21 protein-coding genes are annotated in these 25,538 nt (G+C 74.9%); 13 read left to right on the plus strand and 8 right to left on the minus strand.

Translation table 11 applies throughout. From position 1 onward, the window contains the following. Window positions 1-69 precede the first annotated feature (69 nt). From AD017_RS00155 to AD017_RS00175, 5 genes are all read left to right on the plus strand, one after another. Window positions 70-465: a hypothetical protein gene (locus tag AD017_RS00155; RefSeq protein WP_060572119.1), complete on the plus strand. Its 396-nt coding sequence runs from the start codon at window positions 70-72 to the stop codon at window positions 463-465. A gap of 179 nt (window positions 466-644) precedes the next feature. Beyond that, window positions 645-1,796, plus strand: coding sequence for a polyprenyl synthetase family protein (locus AD017_RS00160; protein WP_060572120.1), 1,152 nt, complete (start codon window positions 645-647; stop codon window positions 1,794-1,796). Between the two features lie 103 nt (window positions 1,797-1,899). Further along, a complete protein-coding gene (locus tag AD017_RS00165; protein WP_060572122.1) occupies window positions 1,900-2,658 on the plus strand; it encodes a class I SAM-dependent methyltransferase in 759 nt (252 codons plus the stop codon). Continuing rightward, window positions 2,655-4,268 (plus strand): FAD-dependent oxidoreductase, encoded by a 1,614-nt coding sequence (locus AD017_RS00170; RefSeq protein WP_060572124.1) that lies wholly within the window; start codon window positions 2,655-2,657, stop codon window positions 4,266-4,268. Before AD017_RS00165 ends, AD017_RS00170 begins: the two co-directional genes overlap by 4 nt. 27 nt (window positions 4,269-4,295) lie before the next feature. Continuing rightward, a complete protein-coding gene (locus tag AD017_RS00175) occupies window positions 4,296-5,303 on the plus strand; it encodes a DUF5914 domain-containing protein (RefSeq protein ID WP_060572125.1) in 1,008 nt (335 codons plus the stop codon). Here the strand turns inward: AD017_RS00175 and AD017_RS00180 are convergent. Next, complete coding sequence (locus AD017_RS00180) at window positions 5,300-6,601, minus strand: FAD-dependent monooxygenase (RefSeq protein ID WP_060572127.1); 1,302 nt, start codon at window positions 6,599-6,601, stop codon at window positions 5,300-5,302. The two genes, AD017_RS00175 and AD017_RS00180, sit on opposite strands and share 4 nt — an antisense overlap. 228 nt (window positions 6,602-6,829) lie before the next feature. Here AD017_RS00180 and AD017_RS00185 point away from each other — a divergent pair, with 228 nt between their 5' ends. Then, a complete protein-coding gene (locus AD017_RS00185; RefSeq protein ID WP_060572134.1) occupies window positions 6,830-8,053 on the plus strand; it encodes an IS110 family transposase in 1,224 nt (407 codons plus the stop codon). On the opposite strand, the gene AD017_RS00190 is transcribed toward AD017_RS00185, so the two are convergent. The 3 genes from AD017_RS00190 to AD017_RS00195 all read right to left on the minus strand — a co-directional run bounded on the left by AD017_RS00190 (window position 8,040) and on the right by AD017_RS00195 (window position 11,758). Further along, window positions 8,040-10,037, minus strand: coding sequence for an ABC transporter ATP-binding protein (locus AD017_RS00190; RefSeq protein WP_349675483.1), 1,998 nt, complete (start codon window positions 10,035-10,037; stop codon window positions 8,040-8,042). The two genes, AD017_RS00185 and AD017_RS00190, sit on opposite strands and share 14 nt — an antisense overlap. Before the next feature lie 128 nt (window positions 10,038-10,165). Continuing rightward, the gene (locus tag AD017_RS35085; protein WP_168170477.1) at window positions 10,166-10,336 is read right to left on the minus strand and encodes a hypothetical protein; all 171 of its coding nucleotides are present in this window, start codon (window positions 10,334-10,336) and stop codon (window positions 10,166-10,168) included. A 396-nt stretch (window positions 10,337-10,732) separates the two neighbouring features. Then, window positions 10,733-11,758, minus strand: coding sequence for an AraC family transcriptional regulator (locus AD017_RS00195; RefSeq protein ID WP_060572135.1), 1,026 nt, complete (start codon window positions 11,756-11,758; stop codon window positions 10,733-10,735). A 127-nt stretch (window positions 11,759-11,885) separates the two neighbouring features. Here AD017_RS00195 and AD017_RS00200 point away from each other — a divergent pair, with 127 nt between their 5' ends. From AD017_RS00200 to AD017_RS00210, 3 genes are read left to right on the plus strand one after another with little or no spacing between them, the layout of a single operon-like run. Further along, the gene (locus AD017_RS00200; protein WP_010231407.1) at window positions 11,886-13,460 is read left to right on the plus strand and encodes an NAD(P)/FAD-dependent oxidoreductase; all 1,575 of its coding nucleotides are present in this window, start codon (window positions 11,886-11,888) and stop codon (window positions 13,458-13,460) included. Next, complete coding sequence (locus tag AD017_RS00205) at window positions 13,457-14,320, plus strand: SDR family oxidoreductase (RefSeq protein ID WP_060572136.1); 864 nt, start codon at window positions 13,457-13,459, stop codon at window positions 14,318-14,320. The genes AD017_RS00200 and AD017_RS00205 overlap by 4 nt, the downstream gene beginning before the upstream one ends. Further along, entirely contained in the window at window positions 14,317-15,216 is a 900-nt protein-coding gene (locus AD017_RS00210; protein WP_060572137.1) for an alpha/beta fold hydrolase, read from the plus strand. Before AD017_RS00205 ends, AD017_RS00210 begins: the two co-directional genes overlap by 4 nt. Here the strand turns inward: AD017_RS00210 and AD017_RS00215 are convergent. Next, window positions 15,162-15,551, minus strand: coding sequence for a hypothetical protein (locus AD017_RS00215; RefSeq protein WP_010231415.1), 390 nt, complete (start codon window positions 15,549-15,551; stop codon window positions 15,162-15,164). The two genes, AD017_RS00210 and AD017_RS00215, sit on opposite strands and share 55 nt — an antisense overlap. A 100-nt stretch (window positions 15,552-15,651) precedes the next feature. Between AD017_RS00215 and AD017_RS00220 the strand changes: the two genes are divergently transcribed. Together AD017_RS00220 and mtnA are read left to right on the plus strand one after the other, a co-directional pair. Next, a complete protein-coding gene (locus AD017_RS00220) occupies window positions 15,652-17,079 on the plus strand; it encodes a sorbosone dehydrogenase family protein (protein ID WP_060572138.1) in 1,428 nt (475 codons plus the stop codon). Window positions 17,080-17,135: 56 nt separating this feature from the next. Next, a complete protein-coding gene (gene mtnA / locus AD017_RS00225; protein ID WP_060572140.1) occupies window positions 17,136-18,179 on the plus strand; it encodes an S-methyl-5-thioribose-1-phosphate isomerase in 1,044 nt (347 codons plus the stop codon). Here the strand turns inward: mtnA and AD017_RS00230 are convergent. Next, window positions 18,109-18,801 (minus strand): class II aldolase/adducin family protein, encoded by a 693-nt coding sequence (locus tag AD017_RS00230; protein ID WP_060572142.1) that lies wholly within the window; start codon window positions 18,799-18,801, stop codon window positions 18,109-18,111. The two genes, mtnA and AD017_RS00230, sit on opposite strands and share 71 nt — an antisense overlap. Window positions 18,802-18,854: 53 nt before the next feature. Here AD017_RS00230 and AD017_RS00235 point away from each other — a divergent pair, with 53 nt between their 5' ends. Together AD017_RS00235 and AD017_RS00240 are read left to right on the plus strand one after the other, a co-directional pair. Continuing rightward, window positions 18,855-20,519 (plus strand): FAD-binding dehydrogenase, encoded by a 1,665-nt coding sequence (locus tag AD017_RS00235; RefSeq protein WP_010236942.1) that lies wholly within the window; start codon window positions 18,855-18,857, stop codon window positions 20,517-20,519. Window positions 20,520-20,693: 174 nt separating this feature from the next. Continuing rightward, window positions 20,694-20,990: a hypothetical protein gene (locus AD017_RS00240; RefSeq protein WP_010236940.1), complete on the plus strand. Its 297-nt coding sequence runs from the start codon at window positions 20,694-20,696 to the stop codon at window positions 20,988-20,990. A gap of 4 nt (window positions 20,991-20,994) precedes the next feature. Here AD017_RS00240 and AD017_RS00245 read toward each other — a convergent pair whose 3' ends face one another. Together AD017_RS00245 and AD017_RS00250 are read right to left on the minus strand one after the other, a co-directional pair. Next, the gene (locus tag AD017_RS00245; RefSeq protein ID WP_010236938.1) at window positions 20,995-21,843 is read right to left on the minus strand and encodes an HPP family protein; all 849 of its coding nucleotides are present in this window, start codon (window positions 21,841-21,843) and stop codon (window positions 20,995-20,997) included. Between the two features lie 48 nt (window positions 21,844-21,891). Beyond that, window positions 21,892-25,362 (minus strand): bifunctional proline dehydrogenase/L-glutamate gamma-semialdehyde dehydrogenase, encoded by a 3,471-nt coding sequence (locus AD017_RS00250; protein WP_082539049.1) that lies wholly within the window; start codon window positions 25,360-25,362, stop codon window positions 21,892-21,894. Window positions 25,363-25,538: the final 176 nt, after the last annotated feature.

A 25,538-nucleotide genomic window follows, 5' to 3' on the forward strand; every position in this document is an offset into this window, starting at 1 on the left:
CGGGCACCCCGTCCTCGGGCACACTCGGTGATCACCGAACCGCACCCACCACCACCCGGGGAGCCCCGTATGTCCACGCCGAACCGGCACGTCGCGCCGGCCTCGTCGCCGACGGCGCCCGTCGTCGCCCTCCGCGCACTGACCGTCGCCTCGCTCGTCGTGCTCGCCTGGCAGTTCCTCACGGCCGCGGGCCTGTTCACCGGCGGGGGTGTCGGCCCGCACGGCACCGGGGCGATCGTGCTGCACGTGGTGACCGGGCTGGCCGCGGCCGCTGCGCTCTGGGTGCTGCTCGCCCGGGGCGGGCCCTGGTGGCCGTCGGCGCTGGCGGTCGTCCTGTTCGCGTTCACCTTCGTCCAGGCATGGTTCGGCGACTTCCCGGGCCTGGTCGTGCACGTGCCGGGCGCGATGGCACTCACCGCAGGCACGGCCTGGCTGACGGCCTGGTCGTTCCTGCGGCTGCCCTGAGCCCCCACGGGGTACGGATGTCCGATTCGGCGGGCACGAACGGGGCCGCGGCCATAGTCTCGGCCGGACCCGGCGCGGAGCCGGCCGTCACCGTCGATGCCGCCCGCCCGGTCCGGACACACCGTCCGGAACACCCACACGGGCCCCCGGGGCCCCGGTCACGGCGGGAGCAGGTCGCGATGGTCGTCGATGCGGAACGGGCGGGGCAGCGCGGGCGGGCACGGCCCGAGGAGGGCCCACCGTCCCCGCCGGGCGCGCCGGCCCCCTCGTGGACCGACGAGGTCCGCGGCCGCGTCCGGGACCGGGTCGAGGAGACCGTGCGGCGCCGGTGCGCCGAGCACGTGCACTCGATGGAGGGCGCGGAGTTCCTCGCCGGGGTGCTCACCGACTTCGTCGGCCGCGGCAAGTACCTGCGCTCGATGTTCGGCTACCTCGGCTGGCGGGCGGCCGCACCGGACTCCCCCGCGGCCCTCGACGCCGTCGCCGGGCTGGAGCTGCTGCACGCCTTCGCCCTGCTCCAGGACGACGTCATGGACGGCTCACTGCTGCGGCGCGGCCGCCCGACCGTGCACGTCCAGCTCGCCGCCTGGCACCGCGGACAGGGCATGTCGGGCTGCCCGGACCGGTTCGGCGAGTCCGGTGCCGTGCTGCTCGGTGACCTCTGCCTGGTGTGGGCCGAGCAGGCCATGCGGGAGAGCGGGCTGCCCCGTGACGCCCTGGACCGGGGCTGGCCGCGCTACGACGCGATGCGCTCCGAGCTCGCCGTGGGCCAGTTCGCCGACCTGCTCAACGAGGCCCGCCGCGTCCCCACCCTGGACGAGGTGATGGACGTCCTGCGCCGCAAGTCGGGCAACTACACGGTGCGCCGCCCGCTCGAGCTGGGTGCCGCGATGGCGGGCGGCGGGGACGACCTGGTCGCCCTGCTCGGCGACTACGGCACGATGGTCGGCGAGGCCTTCCAGATGCGCGACGACGTGCTGGGCGTGTTCGGCACCGACGCCACCGGGAAGCCCACCGGCGACGACCTCGCGGAGCGCAAGGCGACCAGCGTCGTCGTCCTCGCCCGGGAGCTCGCCGGACCGGCCACCCGGCCCCGTCTCGACGCCCTGCTGCACGGCTCCGACACCGACGACGGCCCCGTCGACGTCGCCGCCGCCCGCGAGCTGATCGACGCGACCGGGGCCCGCCGCCGCGTCGAGGAGCTGATCTCCACCCGGGTGGCGGGCGCGCTGCGCCTGGTCGAGGCCGCCGTCGACGACGGCCACCTGGGTGACGACGTCGCCGGGGTGCTGCGGGCGATGGCGGTCCGCTGTGCCGACCGGATCTCCTGAGGGACAGGGTGATCGTGCGATGAGCACCGGAGCTCCCGGCAGGCAGGCCGGCGGGACGTCCCCGCGCTCCCCCGGCCGGCGGCACGGTCCTACGCTCCGGTCCATGGCCGACCGTCACGTCCCCGCCCCGTCCCGCACCGGAACCGTCGGCCGGGCCGGCCTGCCCCGGGCCGAGGTGCCCACCCACTTCGACGACGGCGCGGGTGACTACGACCGGCTCGTCGGCATGAACCCCGGCTACCACGACCACCTGCGCGCCTCGGCCGCCCGGATGCGCCTGCCCCGCGACGGCGCCGGCCTCCGGCTGCTCGACGCCGGCTGCGGCACCGGTGCCTCGACCGCCGCGCTGCTGGGCGTCGCGCCGCGCGCGGAGATCGTCGCGGTCGACGCGTCGGCCGGGATGCTGGAGCGGGCCCGGACCAAGCCGTGGCCCGGTTCGGTGACCTTCGTGCACAGCACCGCCGAGACCATGGCCGAGCACGGCGTCGAGGGGCCGTTCGGCGGCATCCTCGCCGCCTACCTGCTGCGCAACCTCGACGACCCGGACGCCCAGCTGCGCCGCTTCCACGACCTGCTCCGCCCCGGCGGCACCCTCGCCCTGCACGAGTACTCGGTCGCCGACTCCCCGCGCGCCCGCGCGGTCTGGCACGCGGTCTGCTGGGGCGTGATCGTCCCGCTGGGCCGGGTGACGACCGGTGAGACCGCGCTGTACCGGCACCTGTGGCGCAGCGTGAACACCTTCGACGGCGTCGGGCGGCTGCGCGACCGGATGCGCGCGGCCGGGTTCGACGCCGTGCACTCCGAGACGATGACGGGCTGGCAGAACGGCGTCGTCCACACCGTGCTCGGGTCCCGGACGTGAGCGTGCGGCCGGTCGACCCGCGGCGGGTGGTGCACCCCCCGGCGGGCGGCCTGGGCGACGCGGGGCTGCTCGGGCGCCGGCCGCGGGTGGCCGTCGTCGGCGCCGGCATCGCCGGGCTCGCCGCGGCGACCGGGCTGGCCGAACGCGGCGTCGCCGTCGAGGTCCTGGAGCGCGAGCCGCACCTCGGCGGGCGGGTCGGCGGCTGGTCGGACACCCTGCCGGACGGCTCGCCGGTCGCGATGAGCCGCGGGTTCCACGCGTTCTTCCGGCAGTACTACAACCTGCGCAACCTGCTCCGGCGCGGTGACCCGGGCCTCGAGCACCTCGTCCCGCTGGCCGACTACCCGCTGGTCGACGCCGAGGGGCGTCGCGACACGTTCCGCGGTCTCCCCCGCACCCCGCCCTGGAACGCGGTGCTGTTCGCGCTGCGCAGCCCGACGTTCCGGCCGTCGGACCTGCTGCGGCTCGATCCCCGCGCCGCGGCGCCGCTCGCGGCGGTCTCGGTGCCGGGGATCTACGAGGCCATCGACGACGTCGACGCGCAGAGTTTCCTCGAGTCGATCAACTTCCCGCCCGCCGCCCGGCACCTGGCGTTCGAGGTGTTCTCGCGCAGCTTCTTCGCCCCGCCGTCGACGATGTCGGCCGCCGAGCTGGCGACGATGTTCCACATCTACTTCCTCGGCTCCTCCGAAGGGCTGATGTTCGACGTCCCCGACGACGGGTTCGACGCCGCCCTCTGGGAGCCGTTGCGGCACTACCTCTCCACCCGAGGTGTCTCGTTCCGGACGGGCGTCGCGGTCTCGTCGGTGCAGCGCGACGTCGCGAGTGGACGGTTCCACGTGAATCATTCGTCCGGCGGTACCTCCACCGGTTCGTCCACCGTGGACGCCGTGGTCCTCGCGACGGACGTGCGCGGCCTGCGGGAGATCGTCGCCGCGTCGCCGGACCTGGGGCCCGCGGACTCGGGCCTCGGTGACCCGGAGGCGGTGCAGCACTGGCGCGACGACGTCGCCGCGCTCGGCAGCGCGCCGCCGTTCCTGGTCCAGCGCCTCTGGCTGGACCGCCCGGTGCGCGAGGACCGGCCGCCGTTCCTGGGCACCGGCGGGCTCGACCCCCTCGACAACGTCTCGGTGCTCGACCGCTACGAGCGCGACGCCGCGTCCTGGGCGTCCCGGCACGGCGGGTCGGTCGTGGAGCTGCATGCCTACTCCGCGGCGGTACCCGACGGCGTGGACGAGGCCGCCTGGACCGCGGACCTGCGTGCGCGGTGCCTGGCCCGGCTGCACGAGCTGTACCCGGAGACCGCCGGCGCCCGGATCACCGGGGAGCTCGTGCAGTGGCGCGCGGACTGCCCGATGTTCGGCGTCGGCGACTTCGCCCGCCGCCCGACCGTCGCGACCCCGCTGGACGGGCTGGTGCTCGCCGGCGACGGCATCCGGATCGACCTGCCCGTCGCGCTCATGGAGCGGGCGGCCGCCACCGGGTGGCAGGCGGCGAACCGCCTGCTCGCCGGCTGGGGGCTCGCCGGGCATCCCCTCGAGACCGTCCCGACCGGCGGGCGGCTCGGCCCGCTCCGGCGCGCCGCCGAGTACGCGATGCGGTCCCGCTGACCCTGCCGACCTGCGAAGGAACCCGCCATGACCCTCCTGTCCCGCCTCACCGGCCGATGGCCGGGCACCTGGCCGCTGCAGCCGCTGCCGTCGTCGCAGTGGGCCCGCCAGGAGCCGACCTACGCCGGCGCCGACCCGAAGCTGATCGCCGCGGCGCTGGAGCGGGCCCAGGCCCGCAGGTCCGGGAACTGGTTCGTCCTCGCGGCGAGCCGCGAGATCCGGGCCGACCGCCCGTTCGGCACCCGGGTCGGCGGCGCCGAGCTGGTGGCCTGGCGCGACGAGGACGGTGACGTGCGGATCGGGCCCGGCGCCTGCCCCCACCTCGGCGCGCCGATGGCGCTCGCCGCCGTCGACTGCGGCGAGCTGGTCTGCCGCTGGCACGGGCTGCGGCTCGGGGCCCGCACCGGCCCCGGCTGGGCCCTGCACCCCGCGCACGACGACGGCGTGCTCGTCTGGGTCCGGCTCGACGAGCTCGGCGGCGAGGAGCCGAGCGGCGCGCCGGTCGTCCCGGCCCGCCCCGCCGGCCGGACACTGGACGCGGTCACCACGCTCACCGGTGTCTGCGAGCCGGAGGACATCGTCGCGAACCGGCTCGACCCCTGGCACGGGGCGTGGTTCCACCCGTACTCGTTCCAGCGGCTCGACGTGGAGTCCGCGCCGGCCGTCACCGACGTGACCGAGTCCGACGACCGGTTCCTCGTCACCGTCACCTTCAAGGTCGGGCCGGGCCTCGGCGTGCCGGTGCGGGCCGAGTTCGTGTGCCCGGAGCCGCGCACCGTCGTCATGCGGATCGTCGAGGGCGAGGGTGTCGGCAGCGTCGTCGAGACGCACGCGACGCCGCGCGGTGCCGGCCGCGACGGGCGGCCCCGGACGTCGGTGATCGAGGCCGTCGTCGCCGGGTCGGATCGTCCCGGGTTCGCCGTCGCCTCCCGGATCGCCCCGGCGCTGCGGCCGGCGATGGCGAAGGCCGCGACGAGGCTGTGGCGCGACGACCTCGACTACGCCGAGCGCCGCTACGAGATGCGGACCCGCTAGTCCCCGACGCCTGCGCGGTCCCGCGGGCCGGGCCCGCTCGCCGCCGCGGGGGTACCGGCGGCCGGGGCACCGGGCACGACCGTCGTGCGCTCGGGACCGGTACGGTGCCCGACGGGCTCACCGCGGCGGACGGCGAACCAGGTCCGCCTGCCGGTCTCGTACCAGCGCCGGGTCTTGCGGACCGGCAGGTACTGGATGGCGCGATGGCTGCGGTAACGCCACGGCGGCATCGGCCCCAGCCGGGCACACATCGCGGCCGCGAAGTCGGCCACGTCCCGGTCGGTGTAGCGGTCCATCTGCTCGAACCAGGCCATGCTGCTGCGCGCCGACGCCTGGGTCTGCTGCAGCGGACGCCGGCGCTGCCGCTCGTAGGTGTTCAGGGCACCGGTCAGGTCGTCCGGCCGCCCGAGGAGGCTGTGCGCGAGCGACACCGCGTCGAGGATCGCCAGCCGGGTGCCGGAGCCGATCGTGAAGTGGGTGGTGTGGGCGGCGTCGCCGACCAGGACGACGCCGTCGTGGTGCCAGCGCTCGTTGACCACCTCGGGGAAGTGCCGCCACTGCGCCGGCTCACCGCGGGACGAGCCGATCAGGCGGTGTCCCCTCAGCGTCCCGGCGAAGATCTGTTCCATCAACGCGGTGCTCTCCGCGGGGGTCGTCGTGGCGAGCCCGAGGCCGTCCCAGGTCTCCTGCCGGCACTCGACGATGAAGGTGCTGGTCCCGGAGCTCGTCGGGTAGGCGTAGCACCAGACCCACCCCGACGGGGTCTCGACGAAGTCGAAGACGAACGTGCTGAACACGCGGTCGGTGCCCAGCCAGATGTAGGGGTTCCCGCCCGTCCGGACCGTGGTGCCGAACGCGCCGCCGTAGAGGGTGCGCACCCGGCTGTTCGCGCCGTCCGCGGCGACCACGAGATCGGCGGACGGAAGGTCGGCCGGCTCGGCGACCTCCTGCTCGTGGAGGACCTCGACGCCCAGGTCGGTGGCCCGCTCGGTGAGGATCCGCTGCATCGCCGCCCGGCCCACGCTGTAGCCGTAGCCGCCGAGGTAGGCGGTCCGCCCGCGCATCCGGATCTCCTGCTCCTGCCACAGCGCGGACACCGCCCGCAGCCTGCGGCCGCTCTCGGCGTCGTTGCGGTAGAGGGTGTCGAGCAGATTGTCCTTGTAGACGACACCCCAGCCGTAGGTCGCGCCGGGCGGATCGCGGTCGAGGACGGTGATCTCGTGTCCGGCGTCGCGCAGCTTGGCGGAGAGGGCGAAGTACAGGCCGGCGGGTCCCCCGCCGACGCACACGATCTTCATGAGGAGGTGGTCCCTAAGGTCGTAGGTGTTCGGGGTTGGTGCCCCGGATGCCCGGGACGACGGGGTGTGGCTGATGAGGTGTTGTCGCTTCGGTGGCTCGGAAGGAATGGCCGCCCCGTCGTGCTGGACAGGCCTGGCCACTGATTCGGATCTGTGCGGACCGTCGCTGATTAGGGACCTGATGGCGGGTTGTCCACGGGCGTGACCTGCAACGACAGGAGCCTGCGCGTGGCGCAACGGCCAGTGATCTGGATCGGGATCGACGTCGGGAAGAGGACGCACCATGCGTGCGCGATCGATACCGACGGCAAGGTGGTGTTCTCCCGCAAGGTCAGCAACGACCAGGCCGCGATCGAGGCGTTGCTGGCCCGCGCTGCGGAAGCGGCCCAGGACGTGCGGTGGGCCATCGACCTGACCTGCAGCTATGCGGCGCTGCTGCAGGTGGTCCTCACCGCGGCCGACCAGCAGGTGGTCTATGTCCCCGGTCGGGTCGTCGACCGGATGAGCGGCGTGTTCCGGGGCGAGGCCAAGACCGACGCCCGTGACGCGAAGGTCATCGCCGAGACCGCCCGCATGCGCGGCGCCGACCTCACCACGGTCACCGCCACTGATGAGACCACTGCCGAACTGGCCCGGCTCGTGGCCCATCGCGAGGACCTGATGGCCGACTGGGTGCGCGGGGTCAACCGGCTGCGTGACCTGCTCGGGTCGATCTTTCCCGGTCTCGAGGCGGCATTCGACTATTCCACCCGCAGCGCTCTGGTGCTGGTCACCGGGTTCCAGACACCCCAGGCCCTCCGGGACGCCGGCGAGGCAGGGGTGATCGAGTACCTGCGTGCCCATCGGGCGTGGGCACCGGGTATTGCTGCGATGGCCGCCACCGCGGTCGAGGTCGCCCACGCCCAGACCGTGGCACTGCCCAGCGAGACGCGGACCGCGATCCTTGTTGCCGGCCTGGCCCGACGACTGCTGGAACTCGACCGGGAGATCAAGGACACCGACAAGCTGATCACCACCGTGTTCCGCTCCCACCCGGACGCGGCGATCATCGAGTCGCTGCCCGGTCTCGGACCCATCCTGGGCGCGGAGTTCCTCACCGCCACCCACGGCGGTGTCGGCCCTGAACTGGGCGGATTCACCTCTCCAGGGCGGCTGGCCTCCTACGCCGGACTCGTCCCGGTGCCCCAGGACTCCGGCCGGATCAGCGGGAACCTGCGTCGCCCACGACGCTACAACCGCCGCCTGCGGCGAGTGTTCTACATGGCCGCACTGTCCAGCCTCAAGGTCAATGGCCCGTCCCGGGCCTTCTACCAGCGCAAACGCAGCGAAAGAATGCTTCATACCCAGGCTCTGCTCGCCTTGGCCAGACGCCTGGTCGACGTCCTGTGGGCCCTGCTGCGTGACCGGAGGATGTTCACCATCACCGCACCACAACCCGCTATCGCGGCTTGACACGGTCATTCGGATTCCCTTCGACCGGATGGGAAACGGGGTGTGGGGCGGGCTCGGGGCCGGGCGGCACCTCGGCGCGCCGGTGACGGCCGTTGCGGGGCGCGCCGCCCGGGACGTCGGAGGTGCCGGGCACCCGCACGACCCGCTGCGGTCGCTCGGACGGGCGGTGGTGCAGGCGGTACAGGTCGGCGTAGCGCCCGTCGGCCCGCATCAGCTCGTCGTGGGTGCCGGCCTCGGTGATGCGGCCGTGGTCGACGTGCACGATCCGGTCGGCATCGGCCACGGTCAGCAGGTTGTGCGAGATGACGACCGTCGTGCGGCCCGCCATGAGCCGCCGCAGCGGGGCGAGGATCCGCTCCCCCGCCTCCGCGTCGAGGCTCGCGGTGGGCTCGTCGAGCAGCAGGACGGGGGCGTCGCGGACCATCGCGCGGGCGATCGCGATCCGCTGGCGCTGGCCCCCCGAGAGCAGGCGGCCACGCTGCCCGACCCTGGTCTCGTAGCCGTCGGGCAGGGCGCTGACGAACTCGTGGGCGTCGGCGGCCCGGGCCGCCGCGACGACCGCGGCGTGGTCGGCGTCCGGGCGCCCGGCGAGGATGTTCTCCTCGATGGTGCCGTCGAGCAGCAGGGTCTCCTGCAGGACGATCGCGACCGCCCCCCGCAGCGCGTGCGGGTCCAGGTCCCGCAGGTCGTGACCGTCCAGGGTGATCCGGCCCTCGGTCGGGTCGTAGAAGCGGAGCAGCAGTTTCATCAGTGTCGTCTTGCCGGCCCCGCTGGCGCCGACGATCGCGGTGGTCTCCCCCGGCGCGGCGGTGAACCCGATGTCGTGCAGCACCTCGGTGCGGGACTCCGGGTAGCGGAACCCGACACCGTCGAGCCGGAGCAGGCCGCGCGGCCGGGCCAGGCGCACCGGGTGCTCCGGGACGGCGACGTCCGGCTCCTGGTCGAGCAGCTCGACGATCCGCTCGGCACCGGCGGCGGCGGCGAAGACCGTGTTCGAGAGCTGTCCCAGGCCCCGGACCGGGCCGTAGAGCTGCGACAGGTAGATGAGGAACGCCAGCAGGCCGCCGAGGCTGATCTGCTCGAGCGACAGCTGCCAGATCCCGACGCCGACGACCGTCATCACCCCGACGACCTGGAACAGGTCGATCGTCGGTCCGAACATCGCCGCGATCCGGGCCGCGGCGAGCTGGGCCCGCACGGTGCCCCGTGCCTGCTCGTCGAACCGGTCGACCTCGGCGCCCTCCCGGCCGTAGGCCTGCACCAGGATCGCGTTGCCGAGGCTCTCCTCGGCCACCACGTTGACCGAACCGCTGCGCCGGCGCACCTCGCGCGACGCCAGCTTGATCCGGCGGGAGAACGAGCGGGCGATCAGCCAGAAGAACGGGACGGCGATCATCGAGATCACCGCGAGCTGCCAGTTCAGGTAGAACATCACGCCGCCGAAGATCCCTATCTTGATCAGGGCGGAGAGCGCCTGTGCGATTCCGGCGAGCAGCAGCGCCTCGATCGTCGCGACGTCACCGGAGAGGCGGGTCAGGATGTCGCCGAGACGACGACGGTCGAAGAATCCGACCGACAGCGTGTGCAGGTGCGCGAACACCCGGGTCCGCATCCGCCGGAGAAAGTTCTGTCCGATCCAGACCGCGAGGTACTGATCGAAGAATCCGACGACCCCGCCGAGCAGGGTCAGTCCGACATATCCGGCGACGACGAGGGGAAAGGCGCCGAAATCACGGGGAGTGAGCACGTCGTCGACGAGGACCTTGAACATCCAGATGACGGCGGCCTCGAGCGCCGGGGTCACCACGATGAAGAACAACGTCAGGCACAGCCACCCGCGGAACGGACGGACGTCCGGTGCGAACCTGCGGAAGATCTCGACGACGGTCTTCGCCGGGACCGGCTCCACCAGCCCCTCGGCCGTCTCGCCGGGCCGCAGCATCTCCCGGAGCCGCTCCCGCACCGCACCCGCCCGTCGTCGCACGCCCACCTCCGCTCGTCCCTGCACGTCATGTCCCGTACGTCACGCTCCGGGCAGGCGGTGGCCCGTAGACCGAGGTCCAGGGACATCGGGGCCACCGCCCACGTCATCGACCTAGCACCGGTGCGGGCTCAGCAGTCGGAGTTGCTGCCCCAGCCGCCCCACCCCTTTCCCCAGCTGTCGTCATCGTCGTCGTCGTGCTTGCGGTGCCAGTCGCCCCAGCCACCCCAGCCGCCCCAGCTTCCCCAGTCGTCGTCCTTGTCGTCGTGGCCGTTCCACCAGCCACCCCAGTGATCACCCATCGTGATCCACCTTCTTCTCGGTGCGGGAGGACCGCCGTCGACGGCCCCCGGAGTCCGCTCCGGCCCGGATCCGTCCAACGCGTGGGCGGAGGGGTGCCGATCGCCGCCTCCGATCGCCGGACTCGGCGGCCGGAGCGGGGCCGTTTCGCGGCGCCGGAACAACTCACTCGATTGCAGGACCGAAACCATTCATCGGTGTCGCGACGATTCGTCGACAGCAGACACCGTTCATTCGAACCCTATTCCGGCGTAGCCGGTGAAATGCGACGGAAGCGCCGGGAGTGGCGTCGGGACCGAAAGGGAACACCGGTCGACCGGGGACCGTACGGCATTCTGCGGAGACCCGTCACGACGTCCCGCGGTTCTCAACCACCGGATTGACGACATCCGGGCGACTCAGCGCCCCGGGAGCGCCGGGCCCGCCTTGCGCAGCGTCCGGGGCGGGACGCCGAACCAGCGCCGGGACGCCCGGGTCAGCGCGGACTGCTCGGCCAGCCCCACCATCGCGGCGATCTGGGTGAAGGGCAGGTCGGAGCGGGTGACGAGGCGCTCGGCAGTGTCCCGCCGTGCGTCGTCGACGATCTGCTCGAACGTGGTGTCCTCGGCGGCGAGGTGGCGCTGCAGGGTCCGCGGGTGCACCCGCAGCAGCCGTGCGACCGCACCGATCCGGACCGGGCCCGTCCCGAGCGACCGGTCGACCGCCGTCCGGACCCGGTCGGTGACCCGGCGGTCCGGGCGGTCGAAGTGCGTCTCCAGGTACTCGATCGCGATGTCGCGGACGGCCTGGTCGCCGTCGAGCGGCCGGCGCGGCAGGTCGGCGGGCACCCGCAGCACGGCGGTCGGCCGGTCGAACCGGACCTCTGCGCCGAAGAACTCGCGGTAACGCCGTTCAGAAGCGAGTGCCGGGTGCGGCAGGTGTACCGAGCGGAGCCCGTACCCGCCCCCCGACAGCAGCCCGATGATCCGGTGCAGCACGCCGACCCCGAGGTCGGCCACGTGCGGCGGGAGGCGCTCGGTGCTGCCGTACTCGACGCCGGTGACCCCCGCGACGTGCTCCGGGTCCGGCACGGCGGCGATGCGGAGCGCGGGACTGTGCACGTAGAGGTACTTCGAGGCGCAGTCGAGCGCGGCGCCCAGGGTCGGCGAGTTCTGGACGGCGACGGCGAGCGGCCCGAGGATCTCCGGCCCCTGCCGCTCGGCCAGGCGCAGGCCCAGGTCGCTGCAGTCCAGCTCCGCCGCCGCGGTCTCGAGGACGAGCGCGACCGCGCGGGTCGGGACGAGGGCGTCCGGGTCGGCACCGTCCACGGCCTCGGCCGGGATGTGGAACCGGTCGAGCATCGCGGCCCCGTCCCCGCCCAGCTCGTCGACCAGCCCGGGCAGGCCGCGCAGCGCTCTCGCCCGGGTGAGCGATCCCGTCCCCATGTCGTCCGAGGGTAAGTTGTTGTCGCGCACAGTCAAGTTACCCGCGGTAGGTTACGGGCAGAATCGACCGCAGCGAACACCATCACCGCAGACGGTGCACGAACAGCGCAGACAGGAGGCCGCTGGAATGACGCAGCCCACCGCGACGCCCGGGCCGGGCGCCACCGCCGGGCCCGAGCACCACGACGTGATCATCGTCGGTGCCGGTCTGTCCGGGATCGGTGCCGCCTGCCGGCTCCAGCAGGAGCTCCCCGGCAAGGACTACGCGATCCTCGAGGGCCGGGAGAACGTCGGCGGGACCTGGGACCTCTTCCGGTACCCGGGCATCCGCTCCGACTCGGACATGTTCACACTCGCCTACCCGTTCCGGCCCTGGCGCGAGCGCAAGTCCATCGCCGACGGCGCCGACATCCGGCGCTACATCGTCGACACCGCCCGCGAGTACGGCGCGCTGGACCGGATCCGGTTCGGCAACCGCGTCGTCGGCGCCTCCTGGGACTCCGCGGCCGCGCTCTGGACCGTGCGCACCGAGACCGCCGACGGCCCGCGCACCTACACCTGCGCGTTCCTGTTCATGTGCTCCGGCTACTACGACTACGACGCCGGCTACCAGCCCGAGTTCCCGGGCCGCGAGGACTTCGCCGGCACCTGGGTGCACCCGCAGTTCTGGCCCGAGGACCTCGACCACGCCGGGAAGAAGATCGTCGTCATCGGCTCCGGCGCCACCGCGGTGACGCTGATCCCGTCGCTGGCCGACCAGGCCGAGCACGTGACGATGCTGCAGCGCTCGCCGTCCTACCTGACGGTGCTGCCGAGCACCGACCCGATCGCCGACCGCCTGCGGAAGTACCTGCCCGCGAAGGTCGCGCACCACATCCTGCGGCTGCAGTACGTGACGCTGACCCAGGCGTTCTACCAGCTCGCCCGCCGCCGCCCGGAGCGCGTGAAGAAGGTCCTGCGCGGTCTCGCCCTGAAGTTCCTCAAGGACGAGTCCTACGTCGACCGGCACTTCACCCCCAGCTACGAACCGTGGGACCAGCGGCTGTGCGTGATCCCGGAGGGCGACTTCTTCAGATCCATCAACGCAGGGCGCGCCTCGGTCGTGACCGACCACATCGACCGGATCACCGAGAAGGGGATCCGGCTGCGCTCCGGTGAGGAGCTGCCCGCCGACGTCGTCGTCTCGGCGACCGGGCTGTCCCTGAAGCCGCTGGGCGGCATGACCATCCACGTCGACGGCGAGCAGGTCGACATCGGCAAGACGGTCACCTACCGCGGCCTGATGCTCTCCGGCGTGCCGAACCTGGCGTTCTGCATCGGCTACGTCAACGCGTCCTGGACGCTGCGGGCCGACCTCGTCGCCCGCTACGTGCCGCGCCTGCTCGGGATGATGGACCGCGAGCGCGTCGCCGTCGCGACCCCCGCGCCCACGGTCTCGCCGGACCGCCCCCTGCTGGACCTCGCGTCCGGCTACGTCAAGCGCTCCGAGCACCTCTTCCCGCGGCAGGGCCGCACGGACCCGTGGCGGCTGCGGCAGAACTTCTTCCTCGACGCCGTCGGGCTCGGCCGGGCCGACCTGAAGAAGGACATGCTGCTCACCCCGGCGTCCGCGGTCGGCGCCCGGTCCGCCGCGGTGCCCCGCCCGTCGGTCGCCGGCATCGCGGCCGACGCCCCCACCGAGACGCAGGAGGTGGCCTCGTGAGCCGCACCCCGTTCCGCTTCGCCGAGGGCACCGCCGTCGTCACCGGTGCCGCCGGTGGCATGGGCGAGCACGTGGCCCGGCTCCTCGCCGAACGCGGCAGCGACCTCGTCCTGGCCGACCGCGACGGCGACCGGCTCGAGACCGTCGCCACCGCGATCCGGGACAGGCACCCCGGCCTGTCGGTGACGACCGAGACCGTCGACCTCGCCGACCGCGACGCCGTCGACGCGCTCGCCGGCCGGATCCTCGCCGGGCACCCGGAGGTCCGGCTGCTCGTCAACAACGCCGGCGTCGCGCTCGGCGGCGACTTCGCCCGGCTGACCCTCGACGAGTTCGACTGGGTCATGGACGTCAACTTCCGGGCCCCGGTCCGGCTCACGCACGCCCTCCTCCCGGCCCTCACCGCACGCCCCGGCGCGCACGTCGTCAACGTGTCCAGCCTGTTCGGCCTGATCGGGCCGCCCGGGCAGTCGGCCTACTCGTCGTCGAAGTACGCGCTGCGCGGCTTCTCCGAGGTCCTCCGTGCCGAGCTCGCGCAGGTCGGTACCGGTGTCACCACGGTGCACCCCGGCGGCATCCGGACGAACATCGCGCGCTCGGCGCGGGTCGGGGTCAACATCCCCGCCGCGGAGGCGGAGAAGGGCCAGCGGGACTTCGACAAGCTGCTCACCTTCCCGGCGGACCGGGCCGCCGAGCTGATCGTCGAGGCGGTCGCGAAGCGCAGGCCCCGGCTGCTGATCGGTGCCAGCGCACGGATCCCGGACGCGCTGGCCCGGATCGCACCGGCGCACGGCATGACGCTCCTCTCCCGGCTGCTCGGCGCCTCCGCGCGACGGCCGGCGACGGCGGGTGCCCGGTGAGCGGGGACGCGCTGCCCGCCACCCGGCTCGTCGACGTCGGCGGCACCCGCATCCGGGTCCGCGAGTCCGGCGACCCCGCGGGCGAGCCGGTGCTGCTGCTGCACGGCATCGGGCGCAGCCTGGAGGACTGGGACGCCCAGCACGACCTGCTGGCCGGGTACCGGGTGCTCGCCGCCGACCTCGCCGGGTTCGGGTACTCCGACCGGGTCCCGGGCCCGGCCACGATGGAGAAGCTCGCCGACACCGCCGTCGCGACCCTCGACGCGCTCGATGAGACCCGCCCGGCACACGTCATGGGCAACTCGCTGGGCGGCGCGGTCGCCCTGCTGATCTCGGTGCGGCGTCCCGAGCGGGTCGCGTCGCTGGTGCTCGCCGACCCGGCCGGGTTCGGGTCCGAGGTGACACCGGCGCTGCGCATCCTCGGGGTGCCGGTGCTCGGCCGGTTCCTGATGGGCCGGTTCGACGAGCGTGCCGCCCGGCAGACCGAGCGCTCGCTGTTCGTGGACCGGTCCCTGGTCACCGAGGAGCGGGTGCGGCGGGGCCTGGAGATCGGGCGACGGCCGGAGTTCGCGCAGACCTTCCTGGAGATCGCCACCGAGCTGGGCACGATCCGCGGTGTGCGGGCGGGCTGGCGCACGGCGCTGCTCGCGGCGGCCGCGCGGGCGCCCCGGCCGACCCTCGTCGTCTGGGGCGAGCGGGACGTCATCCTTCCGGTCGCGCAGCTGCGGGCGGCGGCGCGGGCGCTGCCGCACGTCACGACGCACGTCTTCGGACGGGTGGGGCACATGCCGCAGATCGAGGTGCCGGAGCGGTTCGCCGCGCTGGCCCGCGACCACCTCGCTCAGGCCGGGCGGCGGACCAGCATCTCCAGCGAGACGCGGGCCGGCACCGCGTAGGGCAGGACGACGGCGGCCGGCCCGTCCACGGTCAGCCAGGTGCGCGTCCCCCGCCCGGACGCCCGCACCCCGTGGCCGAGGGAGAGCCGCAGCGGGCCGGCCGCCACGTCCCACGCCCAGGTGCGGGCGTCCTCGTCGGCCGTGGTCACCGCGAACGCGACCCGGGTGCCCAGGGGGCCGCGGACGTGGCCGGTGGAGCCCGCCCGGATCCGCGGGTCCGAGCAGTCGACGCCGACGATGTAGGGCGCCCACTCCGGCCAGCGGGCCGGGACGGCGTAGCGCTCCCACACCTCGTCGGCGGGCTGCGGTCCGCGGGCGTGCAGCGTCAGGCGCATGCCCCGATCCTGACCCGGCGGGCGGTGCGGCGCAGCGGGAGCGGGCCCGGAGGCCGGGCCCGCCGCGCGGCCCGGCCGTCCCGCCCGTAACGTCCGTATCATGCGGATCACGGCGCACGACCGGGCTCGGCGGCCCGGGCCCCCGACCCGTCCCTCCCGGCCGCTCCGGCACACCCGCCGCCGGCTCGCCGCACTCGCCTACCTCCCCGTCGTCGCTGTCGTCGCTGCCTGCGGCACCGGCCCGAACCCGGTCACCAACGCCGTGTCGGGCAGCGAGGCACCGGTCGGCGCGGCCGCGGCGGATCTGGTCCCGGCGCAGGTCGCGGTGCCGGACGGGATGGCGACCGGGCCGTTCGACCAGCCCCGCGAGGCACTGGTCCCGCAGGGCTGGACCATGTCGGTGTTCGCGCGCGTCCCGAACGCCCGGCTCGCCGCGTGGACGCCCGACGGGAACCTGCTGGTGTCGGTCCCGGACGAGGGCCGGGTCCTGCTCCTCGACCCCTCGGGTGGGCAGCGCCCCCTGCTGGAGGGCCTCACCCAGCCGCACGGGCTGGCGTTCTCCCCGGACGGCGCGACGCTCTACGTCGCCGAGTCGGACCGGGTCGCGTCCTGGTCCTACGCCGGCGGCGCGGCGACCGGCGAGCAGGTCGTCGCCGACGGCCTGCCCGACGCCAACAGCCCCGACCTGCGCGGTGCCTACGGCCACGAGCTGAAGTCCGTCGCGGCCGGTCCGGACGGCACGGTCTACGTGTCGATCGGCTCGACCGGGAACATCTCGGTGGAGGACCTCGACGCCACCCCGCCGCGGGCGTCGATCCTGCGGGTGCCGCCGGGTGGCGGGCCTGCCGAGCCGTTCGCCGTCGGCGTGCGGAACGGGACCGGGCTCGCGGTCGCGCCGGACGGCGCGGTGTGGTCGGCGGTCAACGGCCGCGACAACGTGCCCTACCCCTACGACCGGCCCTACGGCGACGCCACCGGTTCGTCGTTCGGCGAGGTGATCGACGAGTACGTGACCGCGCACCCGGCCGAGTCGCTCGCGAAGCTGACGCCGGGCCGGAACCTCGGCTGGCCGTACTGCAACCCGGAACCCGACACCGATCCCGGGGTGCAGGGCAGCGCGCAGGACTTCACCGACGTCCCGCAGGTCGCCGACGCCGAGATGAACCCGGGCGGCCGCGAGCTGGACTGCGCGTCGCTCGCACCGGTGGAGCAGGCGTTCCCGGCGCACTCGGCCCCGCTGGGCCTGGCCTTCACCTCCGCGGCGCTCCCCGCCCCGTTCGGCGGCGGCGCGCTGGCCGGCGTGCACGGGTCGTGGAACGCCGACCCGCCGCGGGCGCCCGAGGTCGCGTTCTTCCCCTACGCCGACGGCCGCATGGGACCGCAGCAGACGCTGGTCGGCGGGTTCCAGGACCCGTCGGGCGCGCGCTGGGGCCGCCCCGTCGCGGCCGTCACCGGCCCGGACGGCGCCGTCTACGTCACCGACGACGACGCCGGTGCCGTCTACCGCGTCGCCCCGCCCGGGCGCTGAGGCCGGGTACCGTCGCGAGGGGCGTCGGCACCGGCCCGGGGCCGGGAGGGGTACCGATGCGGATCGTGGACTGGGCGGACGAGAGCGACGGCGGACCGGCCGTCGTCCTGCTCGACCAGCGGGCGCTGCCGCACCACACCACCCACCTGCACCTGACCACCGTCGACGGCGTGATCGACGCCGTCCGCTCGCTCGCGGTGCGGGGAGCCCCGAGCCTGGGGCTGGCGGGTGCGTTCGGCGTCGCGCTGGCCGCCCACGTGCACGGGACCGCCACCCCGGTCGCCGTCGCCGCCGTACGGGCCGCGGCCGAGCGGATCGCGACGGCCCGGCCGACCGCGGTGCCGCTCTCGCTCGGGGTCCGGCGGGCACTGGGCGCGCTCGACGGCGGACCCGCCGCGGTGCTGGCCGAGGCGCGCGCGGCCGCCGACGACAACGCCCGCACCAACGCGGCCGCGGCCGGCCGCGCCGCCGACCTGCTGCAGGAGCGGTGCCCGGACCGGCCGCTCCGCGCCCTGACCGTCTGCAACACCGGACCGCTCGCCACCGGCGCCGTCGGCACCGCCCTCGGCGCGATCCTGCGGCTGCACGAGCGCGGCGCGCTCGCCGAGGTGCTGGCCTGCGAGACGCGGCCGCTGCTGCAGGGCGCCCGGCTGACGGTCTGGGAGCTCGCGCGGGCCGGGGTGCCGCACCGGCTGTGCGTCGACTCCGCCGGGCCCGCCGCGATCGCTGGCGGCCTCGTCGACGTCGTGCTCGCCGGGGCCGACCGGATCGCCGCGAACGGCGACGTCGCGAACAAGATCGGCACCTACATGCTGGCCTGCGCCGCGGCCCGCTCCGGTGTCCCGTTCGTGGTCGTGGCGCCGGAGGAGACCGTCGACCCGGGGACCCCGACCGGCGACGGGATCGTCGTCGAGGAGCGCGACGCCGCCGAGGTCCGCGAGCACGGCGGGGCGCTGGTCACGCTGCCCGGCACCCCCGTCTACAACCCGGCGTTCGACGTGACCCCGCACGACCTCGTGACGGCGGTGGTCACCGAGTCCCGGGTGTGGTCGCCCGCACCCGCCGCTTCTGCGCTGCGAACCGCCGTACCGCCTCGCTGATCTCCGCGGCGGACAGCAGCCGGGGCTCGCCGGCGGCGCGGGCGCGCAGCCACACCTCGCAGAGCCACTCGAGCTGGCGGGCACCGTCGTAGGCGGCGCCGAGCGTGTCGCCGAGGACGAGCGTGCCGTGGTTGCCGAGCACGACCGCGGTGGAGTCCCCCAGGGCGGCGACGGCGTTCGCGACGAGCTCGTCGCTGCCGAACGGCGCGTACCCGGCGACCCGTACCGACCCGCCGAACATGGCGAGCTGGTAGTGCACCGGGGGGACCTCGTCCACGAGCAGCGACGTCGCGACGGCCGCCGGCGAGTGGGTGTGCACGACCGCGGTGGTGCCGGGGCGGGCGTGCGCGGCCAGGTGCAGCGCGAGCTCGCTGGTCGGCTCGCGGTCCCCGGCGGCGACCGTGCCGGCGTCGTCGACCAGCACGACGTCGGACGGGGTCATCGTCTCGTAGTCCACCCCGGACGGTGTGACGGCGATCAGGTCACCGGTCCGCAGCGACAGGTTGCCCGACGTGCCGACGACCAGGCCGTCGCGCACCATCCGGCGCGACCAGGTGCAGAGGGACTCGCGGGCGGCGGTGTGATCGGCCGGGGAGGGATGCGGGGTCACGGCGTCCAGCATGCCCGGCGGATCCGCCCTACCCGTGGGTAGCTCCGATCGTGCAGGATCGCGCCATGGACGCCGATGTCATCGTGGTCGGGGCCGGGCTCGCCGGGCTGGTCGCCGCCGCCGAGATCGCCGACGCCGGGCGCTCGGTGATCGTGCTGGACCAGGAGCCGGAGCAGAACCTGGGGGGCCAGGCGTTCTGGTCGCTCGGCGGGCTGTTCCTGGTGGACACCCCCGAGCAGCGGCGCACCGGGATCCGGGACTCGGCCGACCTGGCGCTGTCGGACTGGCTGGGGTCGGCCGCGTTCGACCGGGGCGTCGACGACCCGTCCGGCGAGGACTTCTGGGCCCGCCAGTGGGCGACGGCCTACGTGCACTTCGCGGCCGGTGAGAAGCGGGCGTGGCTGCACGAGCAGGGGGTGCGGTGGCTGCCGGTCGTCGGCTGGGCCGAGCGCGGCGGGCACCTCGCCGACGGGCACGGCAACTCCGTACCCCGCTTCCACCTGACCTGGGGCACCGGGCCGGGTGTGCTGGAGCCGTTCGTCCGGCGGGTCCGCGCGCACGCCGACGCCGGCCGCATCACGCTGCGGTTCCGGCACCGGGTGGACGAGCTCGCCCTCACCGACGGGGTCGTCGAGGGGGTGCACGGCGCCGTGCTCGCCCCCGACGGCGCCGAGCGGGGCGCCGCGACCAACCGGGACGTGATCGGCGAGTTCACCGTCCGGGCGGGGGCGGTGCTCATCACCTCCGGCGGGATCGGCGGGGACCACGACCTCGTGCGGGCGAGCTGGCCCGACCGGCTGGGGACGCCGCCGTCGCACATGGTGTCCGGGGTGCCCGCGCACGTCGACGGCCGCATGCTCGCGATCACCGGGCGCAGCGGCGGGCGGATCGTGAACTCCGACCGGATGTGGCACTACACCGAGGGCGTGCAGAACCACTCCCCGGTCTGGGAGAACCACGGCATCCGGATCATCCCCGGTCCGTCGTCGCTGTGGCTCGACGCCACCGGACGGCGGCTGCCGGCGCCGAACTTCCCCGGCTTCGACACCCTCGGCACCCTCGGGGCGCTGCGCGCGACGGGGTACGAGCACTCCTGGTTCGTCCTGACCCGGAAGATCATCGAGAAGGAGTTCGCGCTCTCCGGGTCCGAGCAGAACCCCGACGTCACCGGCAAGGACGTCCGCGCCACGCTCGGCCGGGTCCGGCCCGGGGCGGCCGCGCCGGTCGAGGCCTTCATGGAACGCGGGGCGGACTTCGTCGTCGCCGGCACCCTCGACGAGCTCGTCGCCGGGATGAACCGCCTCACCGGCGGCACCCCCGAGCTCGACGTCGACGCGATCCGCCGCCAGGTGGTGGCCCGCGACCGGCAGATGGACCACGCCTTCACCAAGGACCTGCAGGTCATGGCGATCCACAACGCGCGCCGCACGCTCGGTGAGAAGCTCGCCCGCACGGCGCCGCCGCACCGGCTGCTCGACCCGGCCGCCGGGCCGCTGATCGCCGTCCGGATGCACGTGCTCACCCGCAAGACCCTCGGCGGGCTGCAGACCGACCTGTCCGGCCGGGTGCTCGACGGCGGCGGCTCGCCGGTACCGGGGCTGTGGGCGGCAGGCGAGGTCGCCGGGTTCGGCGGGGGCGGGGTGCACGGCTACCGGTCGCTGGAGGGGACGTTCCTCGGCGGCTGCCTGTTCTCCGGGCGCGAGGCGGGGCGGGCGATCGCGCTCGGGTAGCCGGCGGCTCGACACCTCCGGGTGTCACCCGACCAGGTCGGCCGGCGTACGGCGGAGCGGCCCCGGGGTCAGACTCGACGGACCGGCCGCGGCCGGAGGCGGGCGACGGTCGCTCCCCGCGGTGCAGCCGATGCCACCGATCGCGCCCCTCCGGGCGCAGGAAGCAGGACCGCCGTGCAGAGTCTCGTCCGCGCCGTGACCGTCACCGTGCTCGTCCTCGGCCTCGGGGCCGCAGGTGCCGGGATCGCCGCCGCCCAGCCGGCCCCGCCCGACCCGCCGCTCACCCCGGCCGACGAGCGTGCGCAGCTCGCGTGCGTACAGCGCTACCTCGACCTGACGGCCCTGCCGCAGCAGGCGCTGCAGGACCCGGCCGCGTTCTCGCTGACCGTCGCCGACGCCGCGGAGAAGTGCCACGACGTCCGCGCCCCCGCGGCGCCCACGGTGCCCACGGCGCCGCTCCCGGCCGGCTGAGCGGTCAGAGCAGGTCGCTGCGGCTGATCACACCGACCAGGACGCCGTCGTCGTCGACGACCGGGATCACCCGGAAGCCGCGCTCGGCGAGCAGCTGCTCGGCGTCCGCCAGCGGGTCGCCGGGGTGCACGGTCTCGACGTCGTAGGTCATCACCCCGGCGACCGTGCTGGCCCGGGTCCGGCGCCCGCCGTAGGTGGACCCCGCCATCAGGTCGGCCTCGGAGACGACGCCGAGCAGCCGGTCGTCGTCGTCCACGACCGGGACGGCGGTGTACCGGTAGGACAGCAGCACCTCGGCGGCCTCGTCGAGCGCGAGGCCGGGCGGGACCGCGACCAGCCCGCCGTCGGTCATGACGTCGGAGACCCGCAGCGAGGAGACCGGCCGCCCGCCGACCCGGCCCGCGCCCCGGGGTGCCATCGCCTCGGGCAGCGGCCCGCTGATCCCGGCGCCGCCGAACAGGCGGGCCGCCTTCCGGAACATCCCGCCCTCGCGGCGGGCCCGCAGCAGGTCGCTGCGGGTGATCACCCCGAGCAGCCCGCCCCGCTGGACGACGGGGACCAGGCGCAGCTCGCCGTAGACCCGCATCCGGTGCGCCACGATGGACACCGAGGTGGTGGCCTGCACGGTCACGACCTGCTCGGTCATGGCGTCACCGACCGTCGCGTTCGGATCGTCCCGGTGCCGCAGGACGTCGACGAGGCTGATCACGCCGACCAGCGAGAACCGCCGGTCGACCACGGGCAGGGCGGAGAAGCGGGCCTCCGCCATCCGCTCCTGGGCGCGGGACAGGGGTGCGTCGGCCCACACGGTGACGACACGTTCGGTCATGACGTCCCGCGCTCGCAGCACCATGCAACGACCGTAACCCCGGCGCGGGCCGCAGGGAGCGCCCGGCCCGGATCAGCGGCGTTCGATGTGGCCGAACCGGTGCCGGGTGCGGCTGATCGCCTGCTCACGCAGGACGGTGAGCAGCTCGCGGCGCCCGTCGGCGAGCACCGGGGCGTCCACGATCGACGCCCCGGCCCCTGCCGCAGCGCCGCGCAGCGCGGCGGGCACCTCGCCGAGCGCGCGGATCCGCTCGCCGGGGACGGGTTCCAGGTGCTGCCCGTCGTGGACGCCGCCGGGCAGCGGACCGCCCGGGACGGCGGGCCCGTGCAGCCGGACCGGGACACCCGCCGTCGCCGCGGCGAGCAGCACCCGCAGGACGTCGGCGCGGGTGGTGCCGGCGCCCGCCCAGACGGTGAGCGCGGGCAGCGGCCGGTAGCGGAACACGTTCGACTCGGCGGCCAGACCGGTCGGGTCGTGCTCCACGGCGAACTCGTCCCGCCAGGCGACGGCGTCCGACGCGGCCGCACGACGCAGCCGGTCCCGCTCCGCCGGGTCCAGGCCGGACGCCGCGGCGAGCACCCGCCGGGCCGCCCGCCCGGGCGTCGCGTCCCCGGCATGCGCCTCGGCCGGGGCCGGCGCGGGGCCGTCGTGCCAGGTCCCGAACTGGGCGACGTAGTTCGGCCCGCCCGGCTTCGCACCCGGGCCGAGCACCGACCCCTTCCACCCGCCGAACGACTGCCGCTGCACGACCGCGCCCGTGATGTGCCGGTTCACGTAGGCGTTGCCGACCTCGGCGCGGGCACACCAGTGCGCGATCTCGTCCTCGTCCAGGGAGTGGATGCCGCCGGTGAGACCGAAGCCGGTGCCGTTCTGGAACGCGATGGCCTCGTCGAGGTCGCGGGCCGCCATGAGGCCGAGCACCGGGCCGAAGCACTCGGTGCGGTGGAACCAGCTGCCCGGCGCCACCCAGGCCCGGACACCCGGGGACCACAGGCGCTCGCCGAGCCGCCGCGGCGCGACCAGCCACCGCTCCCCCGGCTCCAGCGTCGTCAGCGCACGGTGCAGCTTCTCCGACGGCTCGTCGACGAGCGGCCCCGTCGTCGAGCCGAGGTCGGTCCCGGGGCCGACGTGCAGGCTCCGGACGGCGTCGACGAGCTGGCGGCGCAGCCGTCGCCCCGTCGCCGAGCCGGTCGCGGCCGGGCCCACCAGGATCCCCAGCGAGGCCGCCGAGCACTTCTGCCCGGCGTGCCCGAACGCGGAGCGGACGAGATCGGCGACGGCCAGGTCCGGGTCGGCCGCCGGAGTGATCACCAGCGCGTTCTTGCCGCTGGTCTCGGCGACCAGGTTCAGGTCCGGCCGCCACGAGCGGAAGAGGGCGGCCGTCTCGGACGCGCCGGTCAGGACCACCCGGTCGACCCCGGGGTGGGTGACCAGCCGCCGTCCCGCGTCGCCCTCGTCGGCCGGGAGCAGCTGCAGCGCGTCGGCCGGGACACCGCCGCGGTGCAGCGCGGCGACCCCGGCCTCGGCGCACGCCCGCACCTGCGGGGCGGGCTTGAGCAGGACGGGCGCGCCCGCCGCCAGCGCCGCCAGGCAACCACCGAGCGGGATCGCGACCGGGAAGTTCCACGGCGGGGTCACCGCGACGACCCGGTCCGGGGTGAAGGGGGCACCGGCGAGCTCGGCGGCGCGCTCGGCGTAGTACGCGGCGAAGTCGACGGCCTCGGAGATCTCGGGGTCGGCCTCGGCGACGGTCTTGCCGCCCTCGGCGATCATGACGGCGAGCAGCGTCCCGCGGGCGGCGGCCAGTGCCCGTGCGGCGCGGCGCAGGACCGCGGCCCGCTCCGCGGCGGGCACGTCGCGCCAGCCGGAGGCCGCGGCCCGGCGCACGGCGGCGTCGACCTCGCCGGGGTCGGTGACGACCGGGACCCGCGGCACCGCGACCGCACCGCCGGCCGCGGTCGTGGCGGCGTGGCGGGCCCACACCCGGTTCGCGGGCAGGGACGGGTCGGTGTCGGGCTCGTTCCGGAAGCCCGGTGGGACGGGTGCGTCGCCCACCGGCCCGTCCTTCCCGACGGGGGCCTCCACCGTCCGGTCCTGGGTGCGGCGCGGGGTGTCGGCGACCGTGTCGCGGTCGCGGACCGAGGCGAGGAACCGGTCCCGGTACGACGCCGGGCCGGCGTCCGGGGAGAACAGGGCGTAGAGGTAGCCCTCCGGCGACGCGTTCTCCTCGAGCCGCCGGACCAGGTACGACACCGCGGTGTCGAAGTCGCCGCGGTGCACGACGGGTGTGTAGAGCACCAGCTTCGACCCCGGCCCGGACTCCGGCAGGTCCCCCGCGACGGCGCGGGCGAACGCCGGGGCCATGCCCTGCAGCATCTCCAGGTCGAGCTGGGCGCGGGCGCCGCGGGCGTCGGCCAGCTCGAGTGAGAGGGCCACGTGGTGCAGGTGGTGCGACGCGACGCCCAGGCGCAGCGGGTGCCGTCCCCCGGCCGCGGCGCCGCCCGGGACCCGGTGCCCGCCGATCGCGCAGTCGAGCAGCCGGACGTAGTTGGCGTCGACCTCGGCCTTCGTCCCGTACGGCGCCTGCGCCCAGTCGTGGACGCCGGCGTCGACCCGCTCCATGGCGAGGTTCGCGCCCTTCACGAGGCGCACCTTGACCGGTGCCCCGCCACCGGCGGCGCGGCGGGCCGCGAACTCCCCCAGCTCGTCGAGCGCGGCGACCGAGTCGGGCAGGTAGGCCTGCAGCACGATCCCGGCGGGCAGGTCGCGGAACTCCGGGCGGGACAGCAGCGTCGTGAACAGCGCGACGGTCAGGTGGAGGTCCTTGTACTCCTCCATGTCGAGGTTCACGAAGACGCCGTGGTCGCGGGCCGCGCGGTACAGCGGAAGCAGCCGCTGCACGAGCCGGTCCCGGCTCCCCTCCAGGTCCCACGGGACCAGCTGGGACGCGACCGACGACGCCTTCACCGACACGTGGTCGACACCCGGGCGGCGCAGCAGGGCGATGGTCCGCTCGAGGCGCCGGTCGGCCTCGGCCTCGCCGAGCACCGCCTCGCCGAGCAGGTTCAGGTTGAGCCGGTGCCCGTCCGCCTCGGCGGCCGCGAGCCGTCCCGCCAGGGACCGCCCGCCCGCGTCGACGACGAGGTGCCCGACCAGACTGCGCAGCCGCACCCGCGCGGCGGGGACGACGACGTGCGGCAGCGCCGTCGCCAGCCGGCCGCCGGCGCGCAGCAGCAGCCGGTCGAGCCCGCCGACGAACGACGGCAGGTCCGCCCCGGCCCCGGCGAGCCGGGCCAGCTCGCGGGCGGCGACCCGGTCGTCGGCCGGGCGGGCGACCCGGTCCACGAAGCGCAGCGTGAAGTCGACCCCGGCGGGGTCGTGCATCAGGGCGGCCAGCCGCGCCGTCGGGTCCGGGGACGCAGACCGGCCGTGGCCCACGGGATCGGTGCCGGTGCGCTCGGTCCAGCGGCGCACGCGCTCGACGGCGCGCCCGGTCAGCGCGTCGTCGAGGGCGGGGACGGGGTGGGTGGGGTGCACGCTCACACCGCACAGTCTGGACCCCGTGTCAGGACCGTGTCACGTCACGGTCCTGACACGCCCCTCCGTGTCGCGTTCCGCGGAACGCAGGATCTCGCCGAGATGCAGCTCAGCGTCGTCGGATGATCGACAATTCGCGCTGAGCTGCATCTCGGCGAGGGGCGGACGCGTGGCGCACGGCA

This window comes from Pseudonocardia sp. EC080619-01, from assembly GCF_001420995.1.
GTDB lineage: Bacteria > Actinomycetota > Actinomycetes > Mycobacteriales > Pseudonocardiaceae > Pseudonocardia.